This window comes from Phormidesmis priestleyi BC1401 (assembly GCF_001650195.1).
Lineage (GTDB): Bacteria > Cyanobacteriota > Cyanobacteriia > Leptolyngbyales > Leptolyngbyaceae > Phormidesmis_A > Phormidesmis_A priestleyi_B.
Genome location: NZ_LXYR01000018.1, coordinates 1 through 16,794, shown reverse-complemented (window position 1 = coordinate 16,794; position 16,794 = coordinate 1). Strand labels below are relative to the sequence as shown.

The window sequence follows — 16,794 nt, the reverse complement described above, 5'->3', positions numbered from 1 at the left end:
ACCTACGTTACAGTTATTTATTCTAAAAATCCTTCGTTGTTGTAGAAATTTACGAAGTTTTACGTTTTGTTGGGTCGCTCGATCGTTCCGCCTCTTGCCACGATTCAATCTTCTGGTGTAGCTAAATCGAATTGCTATACGATCGAGTCTCCTTTATCTCAACCCTTCCCTATGTCTGCTGTCGCTGCATCAAATCCTCTGCAACGCCTTCTGCGCTATAGTCGCCCTCACCGTGCTCAAGTGTGGCAAGCCAGTTTTTGCTCAGTCTTAAACAAAATCTTTGACTTGGCACCGCCCTATCTGATCGGCATGGCAGTTGATGTTGTCGTCAAACGAGAGTCGTCTTGGATATCAAAAGTTGGTGTCACCAGCATCATCGGGCAATTGGCGGTGTTGTCAGTGCTGACATTCTTAATTTGGAGCCTAGAATCGCTGTTTGAATATGCCTACGATCGGCTCTGGCGCAACCTGGCACAAACCTTGCAGCATGAGCTTCGACTTAGTGCCTACAGCCATTTGCAGGAGCTAGAACTGAGCTTTTTTGAAGAGCAAAGCACCGGAACGCTGTTATCCATTCTCAATGATGACATCAATCAATTAGAACGGTTTCTCGATAGCGGTGCCAATGAGATTCTGCAATTCGTCACTACGTTCGTATTCGTCGGCGGTACATTTTTGTTGTTAGCACCTGGAGTTTCGTGGTTTGCAATGTTGCCGATTCCATTTATTTTGTGGGGTTCGATCGCGTTTCAAAAACGTCTCGCCCCTCGATATGCGGATGTGAGGCAAAAAGCCAGTTTGATTAACAGTCGATTAGCCAATAATTTATCGGGCATTGCCACGATCAAGAGTTTTACATCTGAAGACTATGAGCGCGATCGCGTTGCCGTCGAGAGTCAAGCCTATCGCGCTAGCAATCGTCGAGCCATTGCATTGAGTGCTGCGTTTGTCCCGTTGATTCGCATTATCATTCTGGTTGGCTTTACCGCAACCCTCTTTTTAGGCGGCATCGAAGCGGCAAACGGTCGGCTCTCAGTCGGCACTTATGGATTTATGGTGTTTATCATTCAGCGACTGCTGTGGCCCTTTACCCGCTTGGGGCAGACGATGGATCAATATCAGCGAGCAATGGCATCGATCAATCGAGTGATGAATTTGTTGGATACTCCGATCGCCATCCCGACAGGCGATCGCTCACTGCCGATTCATCAAGTGCGCGGTGAAGTCACTCTTGACCACATCACTTTTGCCTATCAGGGTCGCGGTCACGCACTAGAAAATTTATCGCTCCACATTCCCGCTGGACAAACGATCGGAGTAGTGGGCGCAACCGGGTCAGGAAAAAGCACGCTGGTCAAACTGCTGCTGCGATTTTATGAGATTCAGCAGGGGCAAATTTTGCTCGACGGCATCGACATTCGCGAACTGCGGCTGCGTGATCTGCGTCGCTGCATCGGTTGGGTGAGTCAAGAAGTCTTTCTCTTTCACGGCACCGTTGCTGACAATATTGCCTATGGCAGTTTTGATGTGACGCGATCAGAAGTAATGCGATCGGCAAAACTCGCAGAAGCACACGAATTCATTCACGCATTGCCCGATGGATACGACACGGTGATCGGCGAGCGCGGTCAAAAACTATCGGGTGGACAACGCCAAAGACTTGCGATCGCCCGTGCCCTGCTCAAAGATCCTCCAATCCTAATTTTAGATGAAGCCACGTCTGCGGTGGATAACGAGACTGAGGCTGCGATTCAGCGATCGCTAGAATATATCACTCAAAATCGCACCACGATCGCGATTGCTCATCGTTTGTCCACGATTCGTCACGCCCACCGCATTTATGTCATGGATCACGGGCGCATGGTCGAGCAAGGCACTCACGAGGCGCTGCTAAAGCAAGACGGAATTTATGCGTCACTCTGGCGGCTGCAGTCTGGGATTTCAGAGTCTAGAAGTTTGAGTTAAGGCTCGATCGAGTGTTCTTGCAGCACTTCTAGGGCAACGACTTTGAGAGCCGCCTCGTGAGTGGCAGACAGCACGATCGGCGGTGCAACTCCAGAGTCGAGGGCTTCCTTCCAACGAGACACGCAGAGACACCAATGGTCTCCTGGCTTTAAACCTGGGAAATCATACATCGGCATCGGCGTGCTCAAGTCGTTGCCCTGTAGCTGAGTGTAGGTGAGAAACTCTTCGGTGACTTGGGCACAAACGACGTGAGTTCCAGCATCCTGCGACCCCGTTTCGCAGCAGCCATTGCGAAAAAATCCAGTCATCGGAGACGTGCTGCAAGTCTCTAGCGGTTTCCCTAATACATTCTTTGCGTCTGTCATCACCAAGGCTCCTAATGTCTAAGCGGGGAGGTTTTGGATTCATTCACTCAAAGATTTCAAACCGAGTGCTTGATCGATCGCCACACCCGATGTTAACCTGTCCATCTCCAGGATCGCGAATTAAATAAGGTCGTTCATTGCAAAACGAGGTTGTCCTCCTCACGATGTGTGGCTTGTCATCACCAACATTTTTCAGGACGAAGAAGGGTGATGTAAAGGAGGAGCCTCCAAACCAAACGACAATCAATGAACCTCACGACTGAAAAAGCCGCCAATCGTTGACGAATCGCCCACTCTAACAAAGGACGCGAACAGGTGAAGGAAGCGATGTCGGTTGGCTCGTCCGTGCGGCGATTTCAGACTCCCTCATTGAAATAGTGAAACTCACGCGCCCAATCGATCGCCACCGCACCTGCCACAGTCAAATCATCTCCGATGCCAGGAAATAATTCCTCTAGAATGCGGTAGCCTTTGGTGAACAAAACGTGGGGCTGCGGCGATTGGGGAACTCCTCTACGGTTTTCGGGACGATCAGGGACGCGATCGCGTTCGACTACGATGACAGTATCAAAAAAATCAGCCAAGACTCGTGCGGTCAACAGTCCGGCAATGCTGCCACCAATGATCACCGCCTGAGTAAAATCTGTCATGGGTCACGCTCAAAGCCTTGAAACTCTACGCTAACTCTAAAAGGATGTCTGAGAAGTCGCTAGTGATTGACAACGTTGAAGGGTGAAGTTGCTGTTTTTATGAGTATTAATCACAATCGCCCCCTACAAATCACGGACAGGTGTTCGATCGAGAAAACCAAAGTTAGGCTTGGACACCGACTTCAAATGCACCCATTGCCCCCAATCGAATCGTCAGCAGTTCAACTTCAGTTAACGCGTGATGTGGTCCTTGACGAGTATTCGCAGGCGTAAACCAAAACGTTCCTGCTCCACATTGAGTTTTCCCCGTTTGTACCTGTCCACTCAAGACATAAACGTATTCATCACACGGATGGGTGTGAATGGGAATCGTCGTGCCTGCTTTGAGTTTCAGCCGATGAATCGATCCCTGCACTACGGGTTCTGCTAAAGGAAGAATCTGGGTTCCTGGAAACTGTGTGAAGTCAATCCAGGGCTGCTCACAGGTATCGATAAACGTCTGCTGAGACATAGCATGATCCTCATAATGCCATAATAAGAATGAGTGAATAATATTCACTCGACTAGCCTAACACAACCTTCTGGACATGAAAAAATCACTAAAGCCGTTGCAACTCCGATATGACGTGGTGGGTCGCTTGTCTGCTCTGCTCGACGCTGGCGAGACATTACTCTGCGAGGGCTACGATAAAGCACAACCTCAATTGATTGCGAATACGGCGGGCATTTCGGTCGGGTTGTTTTATCGGCACTTCAAAAATAAGCAAGAACTTCTGACAGCGGTTATGGTGCGCCGTCTGAACGAATTGCATACTCAGATTGCTCAAGCTCTTCAACCTATCCTGCCTCCTACAGAAGCATTGCACACACTGCTGCTCCTGACCCTGAAATATTTTCATCTGCATCAGGGATTGATCAAACTGTTCTTTATGCAAATTGGCTACGGGGACTCGAATGCCACGGAACACTTGAAACAGTCGCGACAGACCTATCGTGATTTATTATCAACAATACTTGAACAAGGAATGAATCAGGGAGTGTTCTTGCCCCCACCATTGCTAAATGTCCAAGTTGCCATCAACAGCATTATTGGCACGATTAACTGGTCACTCTACGATCTACTGGTTGTTCAAAATCAAACGCTAGAACCTGAAGCTTTTGCTGAAAAACTGTTCGTTCATCTGCTCCGAAGCCTCACTCGGTAAGTGTGTCTTTCGCTCCCAACTCTCTGCAACTGGTATAGACTGGCTATACCTTAATTTCAGAAGCCCGTCTTATGTCGAGCAAGTTGTGGCAGCGCCTCAAACGGTTGGTGTTATTCGGTCTATGTTGCATTTTGGCAGTGAGTTGCAATCGCTCTATTCCCGATTCGCCAAATCTGGACAGTGGACGAATCACGATCGGAACCACCGCAACCGTCAGCACGATCGACCCCGCAGATGCTTACAATATTTTTTCTGGCAATCTGCTCTATAACTTAGGCGATCGTCTCTACACTTATAAACTCGGCACGAGTGAGTTAGAACCTCAGCTCGCAACGGCGCTTCCGATCGTTAGCAAAGATGGATTAACTTATAAGATCCCTGTGCGTCGTGGCGTTATGTTTCATGACGGAACTGCGTTTAATGCCAAAGCAATGGCGTTTTCACTTCAGCGATTCATTAAAAATGGGGGTGCGCCTTCGTTTTTGATTGCCGATAGCGTTGACTCGATCGTGCCTTCTAGTGATGAGGAGCTAATCATTAAACTCAAAAAACCATTTGCTGCATTCCCTTCACTGCTGGCATTTTCGGGCGCGTGTGCGGTGTCGCCCAATGCCTATGAGATTAAAGAAGGGTCATTCAAATCAGACCAGTTTGTGGGCACGGGCGCTTATAAATTAGTGAAATATGGCACCGACTCCATGCAGCTAGAAGCGTTTGATCAATATTGGGGCAAGAAACCTGCTAATAAAGGCATTGATATTCAGTTTTTCTCCAGTCCTGCCAATTTGTTTAACGCCTTTCGCACAGGCGCGATCGACGTGGCTTATCAAAACCTCGCCTTAGATCAGATTCGGGCGTTGCAAGACAAGAAGGCGAGTGCAGGCTGGCAAATTATTGAGGAATCTGGAAGCGGCATTAATTACCTGACGCTAAATCTTAAATCGCCACCCCTCGATAAATTAGAAGTACGACAAGCGATCGCCGCCATGATGGATCGATCCCTGTTGCAAAATCGCGTCTTTCAAGGACAAATTGAGCCGCTCTATAGTTTGATTCCATCAAGTTTAGAGGTGCAAAAACCTGTCTTTCAAGAATATAGCGATCGCAGTGTCAGCAACGCGACAGAGCTGCTGCAAAAAGCAGGCTACTCGCTCAAAAATCCTCTCACGATCGAGTTTTGGTATCGCTCTAATTTAGGCAACGATCAAATGGCGGCGTTGACGCTGAAAGCGATCGTTCAAAAAAAGCTCGGCGGATTGATGCAAATCGAATTAAATAGTATTGAATCAACCACGGCTTATAAGAATTTAGACAAAGGAGTTTATCCGATATTTCTATTAGATTGGACTCCTGATTTCCTAGATGCTGATAACTACATTTATCCATTTTTAGAATGTTCTAAAGGAAGTGTCAAAACAGGCTGTGTGGAGGGTCAGAGCTTTTCTCAAGGGTCGTTTTATTATAGCGATCGAGTCAACAAACTCATCGATCGTAGTCGCCAAGAGCTTAATCCTGAAGTGCGTAAAAAGCTCTTCGCTGAACTGCAAGATATTCTCGCTCAAGATATCCCGTTCATTCCACTTTGGCAAAACAAAGATTACTTATTTGCTCAAAAAAACATCCAAGGAGCAAATCTAGAAGTCACTCAAAAAGTCCCTTTTGGGACGCTGCGTAAATCTTAAAGTCTAATCGTCTCTTCGCTGTGATGCTGCCCGTCTCCTAGCAAAAGCTGCTCCTCCGATCGGGGCGATTTCACTTCCTCGATCGAGTTCACTTTCAAAATCTTGGCTCCCACCAATAAGACAAGCAACGGAATTCCGATCGACACCAGACCCTTTAAACTGCTGTGTCCTTGCAGCAAATATTGAGCGCTACTCGACAGCCCAAATGCAAGACTTGTTAACCCAAACAGTCTAGCTCTGGGGATCAGAGCGGCGATCGTCAACATGATCGACGCATACCAGGGCATCAGCCACGGGGTCGCAAACAGCAGCAGCACCAACGTCACCCAGCCGATATCTTCAACCAAATCCTGATCTGAATAGATTCGTTGGCGACAAGCGCGCCACGCAGTCAGGGCATAAAAACCAGCGAACCACAGCAACGTGAGACGAGTCAACATCAAAAGAATAATTTGCTGCTGACTCATTCCGATCGAGCCAGGAACAAAAATCCGCACGAGGTCGAGTCCAAATCGAGCGATCGTGTGCAGCGATGCCTGAAACTGCCCCGTCACCCCAGGGTTGAGCAAGCTGCTCCAAGCGGCGAGTCCTGGAAGCTCTGACGCACTCAGCACCAAAATCACACCCAACGAAGCCAGAACTGCATTGAGCAGCAGATACCATCGGCGATGTCGAATCAGAAAGATGGCAACCAGAGGCACCCAAATTAACGGAATTGTTTTTGAGAGAAACCCGCCCCACAAGGCTATAACTGAGAGCCAATATCGCTGTTTAGCCAGACTCGCCACCAGCACGATCGCGCTCGTCGAAACCAACACATCAATGTGAGCCGACCCAACCTGCTCCATCAGCAAAAGCGGATTGACGAGATAAGCGATCGCAATCTTGTCACGATTAAAGAGTGGGTTTCCGTCTTCAATTGGCAACCGTTGCCAAACTAAATAACCATTGAAAAGATGCAATATCAGGCAAAAAACTTTGAAAACGTAAATCGCCAGAATCGGATGAATTGAGAGAATCGCGGCGGATATCGTAAACAAAAACTGTGAAATCGGACCGTAAGTTGAAGTCTGCCCCCAGTCTACAAAGGGCGATAGCTCAGACGAAAACAATGCGGCACGAGTGATAAACGGGTTCACCCCACTCAGATTCATCAAGCCTGAGTGCAGATAAAGATAAACATCATTGCCTAATGGATAGGAGATGAACGCAATTAACCAGAAGGCGGCAGTCTTTTTTAGAATCTCACCAAATGTTAAAACTGTAGCGCGGCGATCGATGCCTAAAAACCACACGAGATAGAGAACTGCGAGCACTAAATAACTGCCGCCAATCCCAATTTGACTGATGAGATCAGGAAAGGTCGCAAACTTTTTGCCTCCCGCAAGAATGTAGTAAAACTTATCGAGACCCAAATCAATGAGTGCAATGCTCAAGTAAGTAGCGCAAAGCAGTGCCGTCGCGGTTATTACTCCAGCTTTTTTCACAAAACCCTATACTTCATTGAATAAATGTGTGCAACCATAACACCAAAATTTTACGACTTTAATCTCACTTGCGGCAGAATCTCCATCAAGCGTGCCACCATTAGCTTAGGCAAAGAGTCGGTTACGACAGGTTAGGAAATGCGGTTATGAGTCAAAAGCAGAGAGTGATTTTAGGAGTCATGATTACCGCGATCGTGGGCTTGATCATTGGCGCTTACGCTCTGCTGGACAAAAGCATCGCTGCTAAAGTGTCTAATCGAGTGTGCATTCCTTCTTATGTCGATGGTTTGGTGTGTTATGCCCGACCTCAATTACTCACTACCGAACAAACGACCAAGATTACGGTCAGTCCTGATGGCAAAATTTTAGCAAGTGGCACTCACAATATTATTCATTTGTGGAATCTAGAAACCGGGAAAAAACAACGATCGCTATCAGGGCATCAAAACTGGGTGAGTGCATTAGCGATCAGCCCGAATGGTCAAATTTTAGCGAGTGCCAGCCTCGATCGCACCATCAAATTGTGGAACTTAAAAACAGGCAAACTGTTAGGAAATATCTATTCAGGTCGTGTAACGACGTTGGCGTTTAGCCCTGACGGACAAACCTTAGCGAGTGGAAGTCGCTTAATTCGGTGGGCGGATGGCACGTTGAGCCGTCCAGGAGTGCAGCTATGGAATTTGGCGACTCAAAAATGGCAAGACACGATCGGGGATCAGCCCGTGACGGCGATCGCGTTCAGTCCGACGGGCAAGATTTTGGCGGCGGGTCATCAAAAAACATCTCTCTGGCAAGCCAAAACAAAACGGCTTTTATACAGCGTTAATTCTGGAGATCTGACTGCATTAACCTTTAGTCGCGATGGTGAAACCCTATTTACAGGCAGCAGCCGCATGAAACTCTGGTCAGTTAATTCGGGTGTGCTGCTACATACCTTTGGGATTGGGTCTTCTGATTTAGCCCTCACCCCAGATGGGCAAACCCTCGCGGCGGCAGTTGGGGGCACCGTGCAATTTTGGCAACCCGACACCGAAGACTATCTAGGAATGCTGCGCGGATCTTGGTATAGCGGACTCTCTGTAGAGTTTGCCCTAGAGGGGAACGCCATAATCAGCAGCAGCAGTGATGGAATTCGCGTTTGGCATTCAGAGATCGAATGAATAAAGACATCTCGATCGCCCTGCAACTGCAAAATTCTGTAGAGACGTTTCACCGAAACGCCTCCACGGCATCGGGCAAACCTGCCGTCTGTCCCATTCATTCAACCATTCAAAAGTAACAAAAAAATCACCCGCGATTCTTACAAACATGCCTGCAATCGCTGAATCAGTTTCTCTGCTGGCATCAGCAATTCAGTCCTTTCTTCCTCAATTCGATCGACCAATTCTCCTTTGCAAAAAAGCAGCAACGTCGGCAAAGGATGTACTTGATATTGAGAAGCAAGGTCTGGATAAACCTCACTGTCAATTTTTAGAATGGTTAGCGATCGAATTTGCGCGCTCACCTGCTCAAGGATGCTATCGATCAACCGAGAAGAACCTGACCACGCCGCGGAGAAAACTAACAACAGCGGCTGGTTTGTTTGTTCAGGATCTAAAGGATTGAACCCGTCGGGCAGTACTGTAAACGTATTAGCTGAGTTGTCGATCGTAGTCATTTTGGTTGGTATCACAATAGCTGATTCCAGTTTAATGACCTGATATCATCTGGCTTCATGCTGATGATAGAATAACCGTCAGCGATTTCTCTACCGTTGTGCACAGCGTTGGTTTTAGTGTAAAAAACGGAACCCTACCTCCTACTCTCTGCTGATTACTTTAGTTTCTGTGAGAAATTATCACAAACAGGTACAATTCTGTGTGGTTGGCGTTGAGGGCAAGCGGATGCGGGGAAAAAATCGCCAAAAGCGGTCAAATAATGGATTTGTGATCTTCAAAAATCTAGGATTGATGCTGACAGGCAGTGCTCTAATGCTGGCAGGAGTCGCCGTAATCGGGATGGCACGATCAGGCGATCGCGTCTTCAACACGGTTCGCAGCTTCTTAAATCCGCCGCCGACCCAGCCAAAAATTGAAACCCGATCGGTGGTCATTCAGCAGATTCGCAACGCCAGCGAGCTTACAACCGCCGTCTTCACGATGGAAGCGGTCATTCCGACTCAGCAAGATGCCAAAGTTGGCGGGTTTGTAGTCGGCACAACTCGGCTGCTTTATATTGCCTATGGAGAGGTGAGAGCGGGGGTCGATCTAAGTGCCCTCACCCCTGAGAGCGTCGAGGTGATTGGGGATACCCTACGATTGCGCTTGCCGCCACCCAAAATTCTCGACAGCAAAATCGATGTCAATCGCTCCAACGTTTATGACTATAACCGAGGGCTTTTAGGACTCGGACCCGACGTTGCCCCAACTCTTCAGTCTCTGGCACAAAAAGAAGCGCTTAAGAAGGTAAAAGAGGCTGCTTGCACGAATGGAATCTTGCTGCAAGCTAACGATCGAGCCAAGCTTGCGGTAACTCAACTGATCAAAGTTCCCAACGTCAAAGAAGTTTTGATCGAGACTCAAGCCCCGGCTGCATCCGCCTGTCAGAATCTCTGAGCTGTTGGTCGATCGCTACAGACACTGACCAGATTTTATGACATCACGTTTGATTAGAATTCATGATCAGTCTGTGATTGATTCTTTATCAGTCCACTTTTAATACTTAGAATATTTGTCTCTACGAAAGTTAGATTCTCAGTGTTTTTTCGATCAAACGGGCTGGAACTTCCTTGTTTTTTCCTCTCATTTGACGTTCAATAACGCTCTTTTGCCTTTGCCTATATTAAAACTGAATCAGGGGATCACTCTCTAGGAAGGTGATCCCCTGATTGCTCAAGTTTAAACTTAGTCTAATCGGTAGATACGATCGACACAAACACCGACCATAATAAAGAAAGATAAGTAACCCATTCAACGATGCAGAACCAATCCATTAAGTAGCTTTAGATACACTTCGTCTTTGGTTTATGGACTCATGAGTCTCTCATTGAGTTTCGCTTTAGAAAGTCAAAATTTGATATCATAGAGAGTTTAAAAATGCAGACAGTTCAAAATGTTCGGTGTCCAAACTGCGGAAGTCACGCCGAACGACACCATTTAAAGAGCGATCGGCTCACCCGGACTCAATGCCCGACCTGTGATTATCTGATGATTACTTGCTCAGAGACTGGCAGAGTGATTGAAGCTTACGCACCGGGAATTTATGCCCGACGTTAGGCGTTTATGTGAACTCGTCGTTTTTCAGGGATGTCTATCAAGCATCCCCGTTGTTTTTTGTGGAGATTTGCCTCACGCGATCGCCGCCTGAGATGCCCGCAATTGCCCACAGGCAGCATCCGCCTCTAACCCTCGCGGGCGGCGCACACTCACCGCGATGTGTCGCTCCTTTAGCGCATCCACAAAAGCCTGAATGCGACGAGGATCGGGTTTTTGATAATCGACTTCGCTAATTGGGTTGTAGGGAATCAAATTCACGTGACTTTGAAATCCGCGCAGATGCTCAGAAAGCTCGATCGCGTGTTCTACACGATCGTTCAGTTCTGCTAGCAAAACATATTCAAACGACACTCGCCGTCCGGTGATTTTGACATATTCGCGGCATTCGCTCAAAAGTGCCTCTAGCGGATACTGACGCGCGCTCGGAATCAACTGCGTCCGCAACTCCTGATTGGATGCGTGTAAGCTGACCGCCAGCGTCGCTTGAAGCTGCTCTTCCGCCAGCCGCCGAATCTTTCCCGGAATTCCCACGGTAGAAATCGTCATCAATCGCTGCCCAATGCCCACATCGGTATTCAGCGATCGCACCGCCCCCAGCACATTGTCGGTATTCAAGAGCGGTTCACCCATGCCCATGAACACGACATTGCTGACTCGCTGCTGAAACGCTTCCTGCACGGTTAGCACTTGGTCTACGATTTCGTGCCGTTCTAAATTTCGCTGAAAGCCACCTTTCCCGGTTGCGCAAAAATCGCACGCCATTGGGCAACCCACCTGAGACGACACGCAAACCGTCAGTCGCTTCTCACTAGGAATGCCAACCGTCTCGACAATTTGACCATCTGAGAGCTTTAACAAAAACTTGATCGTGCCGTCGATCGCAGGTGCCTGAACGTGAATCTGCGATCGCCCGATCGGATAGTCAGCCAAATTTTCGCGCCAGCACTTAGGAAACACTGAGACATCACTCAGCGATCGTGCCCCTTTCTGATAAATCCACTGGTGCAGTTGTTTGCCTCGATAAGCAGGCTGCTGCTGCTGTTTAACCCACTCGGTTAGCTCACTGAGTGATGCCCCAACGAGCGGTTGTTGAATAGACTGGGCGGGTTCTAACTGCTGAATCACGGCAAAAAGGGAGATTATGGTAAGGATTTTCTTAGCTCTAGTAGAGTTCTATCTTAAGCCGTTCAGCTCAGGTCTTGAAGGTAAAAATTCTCGACGTTGCTGAATCGACTTATGGAGCACAGATTTTATCCTCACCCTAGCCCTCTCCCAAAAGGAGAGGGGGCAAGAGTTCTGGCTCCCTTCTCCCCAGGGAGAAGGGTTGGGGATGAGTGTAAAATCTGTACTTCTGTAGATCGATTCAGCAACGCCAAATTCTCGACCTTAGAGAATCTGCCGAGTTAGAGCACTCTAAATCCTCTTAGTAAATGCTGACTCAGTTCTACAGGTTTACAGGTAAACACTGAGTACAAACTTCGAGATCGGTTGAATTCACGGAGAAAGAATCCGTAGAATCTCGGCTTTCTTCAAAGCGAACCTGATAGAGACTCTAATGACAGGCTACGGGCAATACAAAATTGATAGACTCTAAACAAAGTGTTTTTCAATACAGGGGTTAGTCATCCGTGCATCTACTCGTCTCAGCGAGGAATGAATTCTACCGGGGTCGATCGGGCATCACGACCTCTCTCAATCACTCAAAGCGGGTTTTTGGCTCCATTACCACTCAAGTTAGTCCTTGACTAACCGGGCACAATGTTAAAACAAGATAGGTTGCTTCAAGATCAGCTTCTCCGTCTCGGCACTGTAGAAATTAGTCTCAGTCAATCAGAAGAGCTTTTTCGAGCTTATGTAGAAACCGCTAATGACATGGTTTACACCGTAGATCTTGCAGGAGTCATGACCTACGTTAACTCTTATGGGCAAAAACTTTTAGGGTGCCGTGAAGACGAGATTTTAGGACATTCTTGCTTAAATTTTGTCGCACCTGCCTATCGTGAAATAACCGCACAAGCGTTTGATAACCTAATCAAAACTGGAGAACTCAGAGATTTTAATTTTGTGCTGCAACCCCGCGCGGGTGGAGAAATTCACCTAGAGGTGAATGGCAAACTGCTCTATCGCAAAGGTGAACTCGTTGGCGGAATGGGCATCGGTCGCGATATCAGTGAGCGTAAACGCATCGAAAAGCAACTGCAAATGTTTTCGAGAGCAGTGGAATCTGCTTACGATAGTGCGGTGATTACTGACTTGAGAGGGGAAGTGCTTTATGCAAACCCTGCCGCAGGTCGGATTTTTAGCTGGCACTCAGGGGTCTTAGCAGGCAGAAGTGCCGAAATTTTCTACCCAGAGCGGCGACAAACTCAGTGGTTGATTCAGCAAGCGATCGCCGGAGGGTGGAGCGGAGAAGTCGTTTGCAGTCGTTGCAACGGAGAGCGGTTTCCGGCGCTAGTCTCGGTAGGACCGATTTATGACGAAAAAAATAATCCTACAGCCGTGTCGTTCATCACGCGAGACATTACTCAACAAAAGCAAATCGAAGCCGAGTTAGCCTCTAAAAATATCGAGCTAGAACGCGCCAGCCGTTTGAAATCGGAATTTCTCGCCAATATGTCTCACGAGTTGCGAACTCCGCTTACCGCGATCTTGGGATTCTCGTCGATTCTCAAACAGCAGATTTTTGGAGCGTTGAACCCGAAGCAGCAACTCTATACCCATCAAATCAATCAGAGCGGACAGCATTTGTTAAGTTTGATTAATGATGTGCTCGATCTGTCAAAAGTGGAAGCGGGACGGATGCGACTAGAGGTTAGCCCGATCGCCATCAATGAACTGTGTGAAGACGCGTTAGCACTGATGAGCGAGCAAGCCGAAGCCCGCAAAATCAAAATTCGTTACACGATGCAGCCTCACTTGCCCTACTTGATGGCAGATGAGCTACGAGTGAGACAAATGTTGCTAAACCTGCTGGCAAACGCGGTCAAATTCTCAAAAGAAGAGACTGAAATCGGTTTGGATGTCACGATGCAGGCAACTGAGGTGCATATGACCGTGTGGGATAACGGCATCGGCATCCCTGAAGATAAGCAGCATCTTTTGTTTAAGCCATTCCAGCAGATTGACGGGTCTCTCTCTCGTTGTCATGAAGGCACTGGTCTAGGACTAGCGCTGACTCGCCGTCTGGCTGAACTGCACTCTGGTACGGTTGAGGTAAAATCATCTGAAGGACAGGGCAGCCACTTCACGATTCGCTTACCCTTTAACGCTAATCTATCAAACGATGTGGGCGGATATGATATGTAGCAAGGGTCGATCGCGCCTCCTATCAAATGAGACGTTTCACCGAAACGTCTCTACAGCCTTCAAAAATGGTCGTTGCTGAATCGATCTATGAAACACAGACTTTGCCCTCACCCTAGCCCTCTCCCGAAGGAGAGAGAACAAGATTTCTAGCTCCCCTCTCCCGAAGGAAAGGGGTTGGGGGTGAGGGTAATTCATGTCTGCATTCAGCAACGCTCAAACATGAATCGGGATGCAATCTCATGTCGTATTCATTCATAGAACTCGCTTGAGATGGTATCGTTTGGATGCCCGATCGAACATCTTTTGAGTCTTCATGCTCTCTGACACTGCTATTTTGGCGTTTCAATTTACGTCTCCCGGTCCGATTTTGGTCGATTGGGGACCGATCGTGATTCGGTGGTATGGGCTGCTAATTGCGTCGGCGGTCTTGATTGGGGCGACGCTCTCTCAGTCGCTGGCGGCTCGTCGCAGGGTTGACCCCGACTTATTGAGCGATCTGGCAGTCTGGTTGGTGATTGCGGCGATTCCCAGCGCCCGGCTCTACTATGTGCTGTTTCAATGGCAAGACTATGCCCAACAGCCCCAAAAGATTATCGCCATTTGGGAAGGGGGCATCGCGATTCATGGAGCTATTTTGGGGGGCGTGATTGCCTCGCTGATTTTTGCCAAACTAAAGCGAGCTTCATTTTGGCAATTGGCTGATCTGGTTGCGCCGTCTCTGATTTTGGGTCAAGCGATCGGGCGGTGGGGCAATTTTTTCAACTCAGAAGCGTTTGGTGCGCCCACTGATCTGCCGTGGAAACTGTTTATTCCTCGCGATGTCGTCGAAAGGGGCAGACAGATTGCCCGTCGCCCCCCCGGCTTTGAGACCGTCGAATATTACCATCCCACGTTTCTCTATGAGTCGCTGTGGAACTTGATGGTGTTTGGCGTGTTGATGACGCTATTTTTTCGAGATCTGCGAGGCAACCCCCGCTTAAAAGTTGGCACTCTATTTTTGGTGTATCTAATCGGCTACAGTTCGGGTCGCGTCTGGATTGAAGGACTTCGGACCGATAGTTTGATGTTGGGTCCGTTACGGGCGGCGCAGATGGTGAGCTTGGCTGGCATCGCGATCGGCACGATCGGACTCGTCTGGCTCTATGGGCTGCGGCGATCGCTTCCTGACGTGGTGCCTGACCCCAACGCTGCCCACTCAGAACCGTCTCGTTGATAAATTAAGGAATGTTGAACGCGTTAGGAATGTCACCCCGATCAAATCCGTCTCTTTTATCTGCGGGTGTTTACATCGTCGGAGCAGGTCCTGGCGATCCAGAATTGCTAACGGTCAAAGCACAGAAATTAATTGCCCAAGCCGATGTGATTTTATTTGCTGACTCGTTGATTCCGCAGCAGATTCTTGAAGGGGCACGATCGGATGCTGAAATCATTCAGACTGCCAGCAAAACCCTAGAGGAAATCTTGCCGTTGATGATCGAACGAGTCCGATCAGGCGGCTCGGTAGTGCGGCTGCATTCGGGTGATCCGAGCTTGTATAGCGCAGTTCAGGAGCAGATGCAAGCGTTGGTGGAGGCTGACATCCCGTTTGAGGTGGTGCCAGGAATCAGCGCCTTCCAGCTTGCGGCGGCTCGGCTGCGGGTCGAACTTACCATTCCCGGAGTCGTGCAGTCGATTATTTTGACTCGAATGAGTGGACGCACCGAAGTCCCGATCGATGAAGAACTCTCGTCGCTGGCAACCCATCGCGCCAGTCTCTGCCTCTACTTAAGTGCTCGTCACGTCGAAAATGCTCAGACGAAACTGATGCAGCATTACTCTGCGGACACTCCGGTGGCGATTTGCTTTCGGCTGGGTTGGGCAGATGAACAAATTCGGCTCGTGCGGTTGGATCAGATGGCGATCGTCACTCACGAGCAAGATCTAGTTCGCACGACGCTGTATGTGATCAGTCCGGCGCTTGCCGCAGAGACAGTCCCTTCAAAGTTTGGCTTGCTTGATCGAGAAGTTTGGATGGGGCAGCGATCGCGCCTCTATCACCCCGGACATTCTCGTCTGTTTCGCGAGAAGAGCGATAAAGCTAAGAATGAGGATGATTGAGCAGTGATGGTTCACCGCATTCACCCGCTCTGAACTGAAGTTCGGGCTAATCGATAAAAGTCCATTTAAGTGGACTCAGAGAAAGTTCCAGCCTCTTCAGTCCGTTTCAACGGACTTTCCTTGGTAGCCCGAACTTCAGTTCAGGGTGGGGCAGCCTCGCAGCGAAGCAATTATCAACGTCTCTTAGGATCAATACTTCGGACAGTTTTAGGCGGCGATAGTGCCGTAATCGCAAAGGGTTGAGTAGTTGGGATGGGATTTAATCAAGCTTGGCTCCAAGTCTAAGGTGGCAATAAATCGTTCAAGTAGGTGTTGATTGAGGGCACGACGCTTAACGCTTGCCATTGAGAATACAAATGGGTCTTGACCGGTGTGCTGGGGATGCGCGTCGAACTTCGCTAGATTGAGGGCGGTAAAACTGGCATTGAAATGAAAGTCCAACTTCAAGAGGTCACGGGCTTGACAATCACTCAGACCCGTAAACTGCTTGGCATCGCGGAAGAGAAATTCAATCCCGAAGCGCAATTTATAGAACTGAATAATCTGCTTGGGGGCTTGCTCAACATCGGTACTGAACAGCAGGCAGGTGCGGACTCGGTTCGGAACGCGACGGTCAACTAGGTAGGCGACTCGAATCTCCCGCTTCAAGGAGACGTGCCACAATCGGGCAGTGTAGAGGTCAACCTGGGGTTGCACGGTTTCCACAAAGGTGAAGTGACTGAGGTCTGTCAGGTCAACTTTGCCGTCGTACTTGCGCGGTCTGCCTCGTTGCTTCTGCACCCC

At 48.6% G+C, this 16,794-nt stretch carries 17 protein-coding genes; 10 read left to right on the top strand and 7 right to left on the bottom strand.

The annotated features are described in order from the left end of the window. Positions 1–66: 66 nt before the first annotated feature. Complete coding sequence (locus A8707_RS11695; protein ID WP_331711709.1) at positions 67–1,965, top strand: ABC transporter ATP-binding protein; 1,899 nt, start codon at positions 67–69, stop codon at positions 1,963–1,965. Here A8707_RS11695 and A8707_RS11690 read toward each other — a convergent pair. The 3 genes from A8707_RS11690 to A8707_RS11680 all read right to left on the bottom strand — a co-directional run bounded on the left by A8707_RS11690 (position 1,962) and on the right by A8707_RS11680 (position 3,491). Beyond that, positions 1,962–2,330, bottom strand: a complete 369-nt coding sequence (locus tag A8707_RS11690) for a DUF2237 family protein (protein WP_068817149.1) — start codon at positions 2,328–2,330, stop codon at positions 1,962–1,964. The genes A8707_RS11695 and A8707_RS11690 overlap by 4 nt on opposite strands. A 356-nt stretch (positions 2,331–2,686) precedes the next feature. Next, on the bottom strand, positions 2,687–2,980 hold the full coding sequence (locus A8707_RS11685) for an FAD-dependent monooxygenase family protein (protein WP_068817148.1): 294 nt from the start codon (positions 2,978–2,980) through the stop codon (positions 2,687–2,689). Positions 2,981–3,143: 163 nt separating this feature from the next. Further along, the gene (locus A8707_RS11680; RefSeq protein ID WP_068817146.1) at positions 3,144–3,491 is read right to left on the bottom strand and encodes a cupin domain-containing protein; all 348 of its coding nucleotides are present in this window, start codon (positions 3,489–3,491) and stop codon (positions 3,144–3,146) included. Between the two features lie 76 nt (positions 3,492–3,567). Here A8707_RS11680 and A8707_RS11675 point away from each other — a divergent pair, with 76 nt between their 5' ends. Continuing rightward, the gene (locus A8707_RS11675) at positions 3,568–4,185 is read left to right on the top strand and encodes a TetR/AcrR family transcriptional regulator (protein WP_068817144.1); all 618 of its coding nucleotides are present in this window, start codon (positions 3,568–3,570) and stop codon (positions 4,183–4,185) included. 71 nt (positions 4,186–4,256) lie between these two features. Next, positions 4,257–5,867 carry an ABC transporter substrate-binding protein gene (locus A8707_RS11670; protein WP_068817142.1) on the top strand — a complete coding sequence of 537 codons (1,611 nt, stop codon included), beginning with the start codon at positions 4,257–4,259 and terminating at the stop codon, positions 5,865–5,867. Here the strand turns inward: A8707_RS11670 and A8707_RS11665 are convergent. After that, on the bottom strand, positions 5,864–7,354 hold the full coding sequence (locus A8707_RS11665) for a hypothetical protein (RefSeq protein WP_068817140.1): 1,491 nt from the start codon (positions 7,352–7,354) through the stop codon (positions 5,864–5,866). The two genes, A8707_RS11670 and A8707_RS11665, sit on opposite strands and share 4 nt — an antisense overlap. A gap of 146 nt (positions 7,355–7,500) precedes the next feature. Here A8707_RS11665 and A8707_RS11660 point away from each other — a divergent pair, with 146 nt between their 5' ends. Together A8707_RS11660 and A8707_RS30215 are read left to right on the top strand one after the other, a co-directional pair. Then, positions 7,501–8,514, top strand: coding sequence for a WD40 repeat domain-containing protein (locus A8707_RS11660; RefSeq protein WP_068817138.1), 1,014 nt, complete (start codon positions 7,501–7,503; stop codon positions 8,512–8,514). Then, entirely contained in the window at positions 8,511–8,633 is a 123-nt protein-coding gene (locus A8707_RS30215; RefSeq protein WP_269452709.1) for a hypothetical protein, read from the top strand. Before A8707_RS11660 ends, A8707_RS30215 begins: the two co-directional genes overlap by 4 nt. Positions 8,634–8,654: 21 nt before the next feature. Here A8707_RS30215 and A8707_RS11655 read toward each other — a convergent pair whose 3' ends face one another. Further along, positions 8,655–9,011 carry a thioredoxin family protein gene (locus A8707_RS11655; RefSeq protein WP_082906331.1) on the bottom strand — a complete coding sequence of 119 codons (357 nt, stop codon included), beginning with the start codon at positions 9,009–9,011 and terminating at the stop codon, positions 8,655–8,657. Between the two features lie 226 nt (positions 9,012–9,237). On the opposite strand from A8707_RS11655, the gene A8707_RS11650 reads away from it, so the two are divergent. After that, the gene (locus A8707_RS11650; RefSeq protein WP_068817283.1) at positions 9,238–9,948 is read left to right on the top strand and encodes a DUF4230 domain-containing protein; all 711 of its coding nucleotides are present in this window, start codon (positions 9,238–9,240) and stop codon (positions 9,946–9,948) included. Positions 9,949–10,428: 480 nt separating this feature from the next. After that, positions 10,429–10,608 carry a replication restart DNA helicase PriA gene (locus A8707_RS26840; RefSeq protein WP_074382503.1) on the top strand — a complete coding sequence of 60 codons (180 nt, stop codon included), beginning with the start codon at positions 10,429–10,431 and terminating at the stop codon, positions 10,606–10,608. 72 nt (positions 10,609–10,680) lie between these two features. Here A8707_RS26840 and rlmN read toward each other — a convergent pair whose 3' ends face one another. After that, on the bottom strand, positions 10,681–11,733 hold the full coding sequence (rlmN, locus tag A8707_RS11645) for a dual-specificity RNA methyltransferase RlmN (protein WP_197484735.1): 1,053 nt from the start codon (positions 11,731–11,733) through the stop codon (positions 10,681–10,683). A 633-nt stretch (positions 11,734–12,366) separates the two neighbouring features. On the opposite strand from rlmN, the gene A8707_RS11640 reads away from it, so the two are divergent. From A8707_RS11640 to cobM, 3 genes are all read left to right on the top strand, one after another. Further along, positions 12,367–13,914 (top strand): PAS domain-containing sensor histidine kinase, encoded by a 1,548-nt coding sequence (locus tag A8707_RS11640; protein WP_068817136.1) that lies wholly within the window; start codon positions 12,367–12,369, stop codon positions 13,912–13,914. Positions 13,915–14,227: 313 nt separating this feature from the next. Continuing rightward, positions 14,228–15,127, top strand: coding sequence for a prolipoprotein diacylglyceryl transferase (gene lgt, locus A8707_RS11635; protein WP_068817134.1), 900 nt, complete (start codon positions 14,228–14,230; stop codon positions 15,125–15,127). 29 nt (positions 15,128–15,156) lie between these two features. Next, positions 15,157–16,011, top strand: coding sequence for a precorrin-4 C(11)-methyltransferase (gene cobM, locus A8707_RS11630; protein ID WP_068817279.1), 855 nt, complete (start codon positions 15,157–15,159; stop codon positions 16,009–16,011). A 207-nt stretch (positions 16,012–16,218) separates the two neighbouring features. Here the strand turns inward: cobM and A8707_RS11625 are convergent. Further along, on the bottom strand, positions 16,219–16,794 hold a 576-nt coding region (locus A8707_RS11625; protein WP_156518507.1), incomplete at its 5' end, for a transposase.